A 3,188-nucleotide genomic window follows, 5' to 3' on the forward strand; every position below is an offset into this window, starting at 1 on the left:
GGCAAACGCCAATGGATTCCCGTGATGGATAAATTCTGGAAACCATTTATCAAGCAAGTAGAAGAAAAAGAGGGTATTGAACGCGCCAAATTTACCACGCAGGAACTTGACGAAACCTGCCCGAAATGCGGCGAACACAAGTTGCAAATCAAATTCGGCAAAATGGGTCGTTTCGTCGCCTGCGCCGGCTATCCCGAGTGCAGCTACACGCGCAATGTCAACGAAACCGCCGAAGAAGCCGCCGAGCGCATCGCCAAAGCCGAAGCCGAGCAAGCCGAACTCGACGGGCGCGAATGCCCTAAATGCGGCGGTCGCCTAGTGTACAAATACAGCCGCACCGGCAGCAAATTCATCGGCTGTGCCAATTACCCCAAATGCAAACACGTTGAGCCGCTGGAAAAACCTAAAGACACCGGCGTCCAGTGCCCACAATGCAAAAAAGGCAACCTCGTCGAGCGCAAATCCCGCTACGGCAAACTGTTTTACAGTTGCAGCACCTATCCCGACTGCAACTACGCCACTTGGAACCCGCCCGTCGCCGAAGAATGTCCGAACTGCCATTGGCCGGTACTGACCATCAAAACCACCAAACGCTGGGGTGTGGAAAAAGTCTGCCCGCAAAAAGAATGCGGCTGGAAAGAACAGATTGAACCGCCTGCGCCGAAAGAGTGAAGTTAGGTTAGTTTAAAATAGGAAATGCCGTCTGAAAAGTTTTCAGACGGCACTCCCATAAACAGAAAAGCCTTACTTATTCGATTGAAACTTTCTGCAAACTTCTACATTAATCCGTATAAAGTTCTGCCAAGATATTTGTTCAGATAAATGGGCGCGGTAATAATCCTCCACACGGCAAACCAAAGGGCGAGTTGCATAGATAGAACACAACATTGTATTTTCATTAAAATGTTGACATATACCGTCTCCGCGATCCAGCCATGCGGTTTGTTCGCTTAGACTGACCCTTTGACAACACAAACCGCAGGCGGAACAAGGAAAGGGTTCGGAGGTCAAAACTCAATCACCTTTACATCATCGTTTTTCAGTGACAAAATTAGCTTATCGACCTGTTGCAGCGGAGAATCCTTGGCAATATTCACAATGCCGTTTATTGCCGTATCAATAACATTGATATTGCCGGCCTCAATCCCTTTGTCCAGTGCATTGAATAAACCGTCAATCATCTCGCGGCGTTCCCGAAACGTATTTTCCAAATACAGCCGCAAAATTTCCTGCTGATTTTTCAACTCCTTCAAACGGACATCTTTCCATGCACCGATTGCCTCACGTTTGGTTTTCTCTTGGGCTGCGATCTTTTTGTATTCGTTGTGTGCTTCCAAAATGCGGGTAAACGAGCTTGTTGCGGCTTCCAAAGGAATAGCTGTGGGGACTTTCGTCGGAACAACTTTGTCGAGAATTTGGATTTTACTCATACTTCTGCCCCAAGTTCAATATTCAAATAACCTTCACATTGATGCCTGATATTGGGAGCAGGCGAACCATCATCCTCCATAATGGGCGTATTCATCAGGTTTTTGATGGCTTTGCCAATAACCAGCATAGCGTGAAAATTAGGATCATCGATGCTGTTTACACGAACCTGCTCAAAGCGTCCGATCATTTTTTTCAAAGTCTGTTTCATCTCTTTTGCATTATCTTGCAGGCCTTTGAGCCCTTCGGCGATCAAATCCATTTCGGCAACGGCTTCATCGATTTGGGCTTCATATTTTCGTGCTTCCGTCAGGGCTTCTTCCGCTTTACTGGCCAGCATAAATCCGCCGACTGCTAAAGCTGGGCCTGCAACGATACCGCCCAAAGCCACCATTCCTCCTGCCATTCCGAACCCACCTGCAGATAATGCGCCACCGCCAAGCCAGGCAAGGGTTGCATTGGTTGCAGCAGCTCCGGACAGAGTAGAGATGGCTGTACCTGTAGAAGCAGTTGCAATCAAAGGAACTGCACCATACGCTCCAAAACCGGCCAATGCCCCAGTAATAGCACTACTACCGAAATTAGTGCTTAGTTCCAATGATGTTTGCACCATTGTTTCCATTTCTTTCAGCTCTGTAACGTCAAATGTACTGTTAAAGCCGGAAAGTTCGCTTTTGACATGTTTATTGTTAGTGCTGTGTAATATTTGTATGATATGGTTGATTTGATTTTTAAAAATCTCTACCTTTAATCTCCCCAATTTTTCAAAGCAGTCGTTAGTTTCCTCTTTGGTTTCATCTAATTCCTCCTGCCTTTTCTTGTAACGGCGTTCTGCCCGTTCGCCTATTTCCTTGGCGTTGTTAATATCGCTGATTGCTCCTGCTCCTTTAACAACGCCTGTTGCGGCAAGGGTAGCAGCAGCGCCCCAAAGTAAAATTGGAATGGCCATATTTAAGTTACTCTCTTTAAAATTTATTAAAAATATAGTAAAAATTTTAATACTTGATAAAACCTTGGGGATTGTATTCAGAATGAATTTTCCTCTCCAGTAACTCAAAGTTTGAAATCTACTCTAATAATTCAATCATCTATACAGAAAGTTTAGTCTATGGAAACTCACGAAAAGATCCGCTTGATACGCGAATTAAATAAATGGTCTCAGGAAGAAATGGCGGAAAAGTTAGCCATGTCTGCCGGTGGATACGCTAAGATTGAGCGAGGTGAGACACAATTGAATATTCCAAGACTAGAGCAGTTGGCGGCTATCTTTAAAGTAGATATGTGGGATTTGTTGAAATCGGGTAATAACGGGATGGTTTTACAGATTAATGAAGGAGACAGTGGAGGCGATATCGCTTTATATGCTTCAAGTGATATGGCTATGAAATTGGAGTTGTTGAATCAGGAGTTAAAACATTGCCGGGAAATGCTGGAGCAGAAGGATAAGGAAATTGAGTTGTTGAGACAGCTGGCTGCTTCTGTGCGGAAGTAAAAGCCTAGGCCGTCTGAAAAATGATTTTCAGACGGCCTTTTTGTTTCTAAAAGAATAGAGTGAAATACGGCTTGATGGCAGTTTCACTATATAATTGAGGCCGTCTGAAAACTCGGCATCTTTTAAGAATTATGGCAAACAACAAACATTCCAAACACACCAATCAAGTACGCATCATCGGTGGGCAATGCAGGGGACGAAAGTTAACATTTTTATCTGCAGATGGTCTGCGCCCGACGCCTGACAGCGTGCGTGAAAAACTGTTTAA

At 44.9% G+C, this 3,188-nt stretch carries 6 protein-coding genes; 3 read left to right on the forward strand and 3 right to left on the reverse strand.

What is annotated here, in order from left to right; translation table 11 throughout:
- A partial coding sequence (locus ACTHS3_RS11000; RefSeq protein WP_440367960.1) for a topoisomerase DNA-binding C4 zinc finger domain-containing protein occupies positions 1-672 on the forward strand: 672 nt, incomplete at its 5' end.
- 72 nt (positions 673-744) lie between these two features.
- Here the strand turns inward: ACTHS3_RS11000 and ACTHS3_RS11005 are convergent.
- From ACTHS3_RS11005 to ACTHS3_RS11015, 3 genes are read right to left on the reverse strand one after another with little or no spacing between them, the layout of a single operon-like run.
- Positions 745-1,011, reverse strand: a complete 267-nt coding sequence (locus tag ACTHS3_RS11005; RefSeq protein ID WP_083306168.1) for a YkgJ family cysteine cluster protein — start codon at positions 1,009-1,011, stop codon at positions 745-747.
- Positions 1,008-1,430 (reverse strand): hypothetical protein, encoded by a 423-nt coding sequence (locus tag ACTHS3_RS11010; RefSeq protein WP_070607430.1) that lies wholly within the window; start codon positions 1,428-1,430, stop codon positions 1,008-1,010. Before ACTHS3_RS11010 ends, ACTHS3_RS11005 begins: the two co-directional genes overlap by 4 nt.
- A complete protein-coding gene (locus tag ACTHS3_RS11015) occupies positions 1,427-2,485 on the reverse strand; it encodes a hypothetical protein (protein ID WP_283116260.1) in 1,059 nt (352 codons plus the stop codon). The genes ACTHS3_RS11010 and ACTHS3_RS11015 overlap by 4 nt, the downstream gene beginning before the upstream one ends.
- Positions 2,486-2,536: 51 nt before the next feature.
- Here ACTHS3_RS11015 and ACTHS3_RS11020 point away from each other — a divergent pair, with 51 nt between their 5' ends.
- Positions 2,537-2,920: a helix-turn-helix domain-containing protein gene (locus tag ACTHS3_RS11020; RefSeq protein WP_070607424.1), complete on the forward strand. Its 384-nt coding sequence runs from the start codon at positions 2,537-2,539 to the stop codon at positions 2,918-2,920.
- Between the two features lie 131 nt (positions 2,921-3,051).
- On the forward strand, positions 3,052-3,188 hold a 137-nt coding region (locus ACTHS3_RS11025), incomplete at its 3' end, for an RsmD family RNA methyltransferase (RefSeq protein WP_440367961.1).

It is taken from the genome of Neisseria sp. P0009.S007 (assembly GCF_051962515.1).

Coding starts and splice junctions, on each gene's coding strand:
- ACTHS3_RS11010 (WP_070607430.1), bottom strand. CDS start 1,430: ATGAGTAAAATCCAAATTCTCGACAAAGTTGTTCCGACGAAAGTCCCC.
- ACTHS3_RS11020 (WP_070607424.1), top strand. CDS start 2,537: ATGGAAACTCACGAAAAGATCCGCTTGATACGCGAATTAAATAAATGG.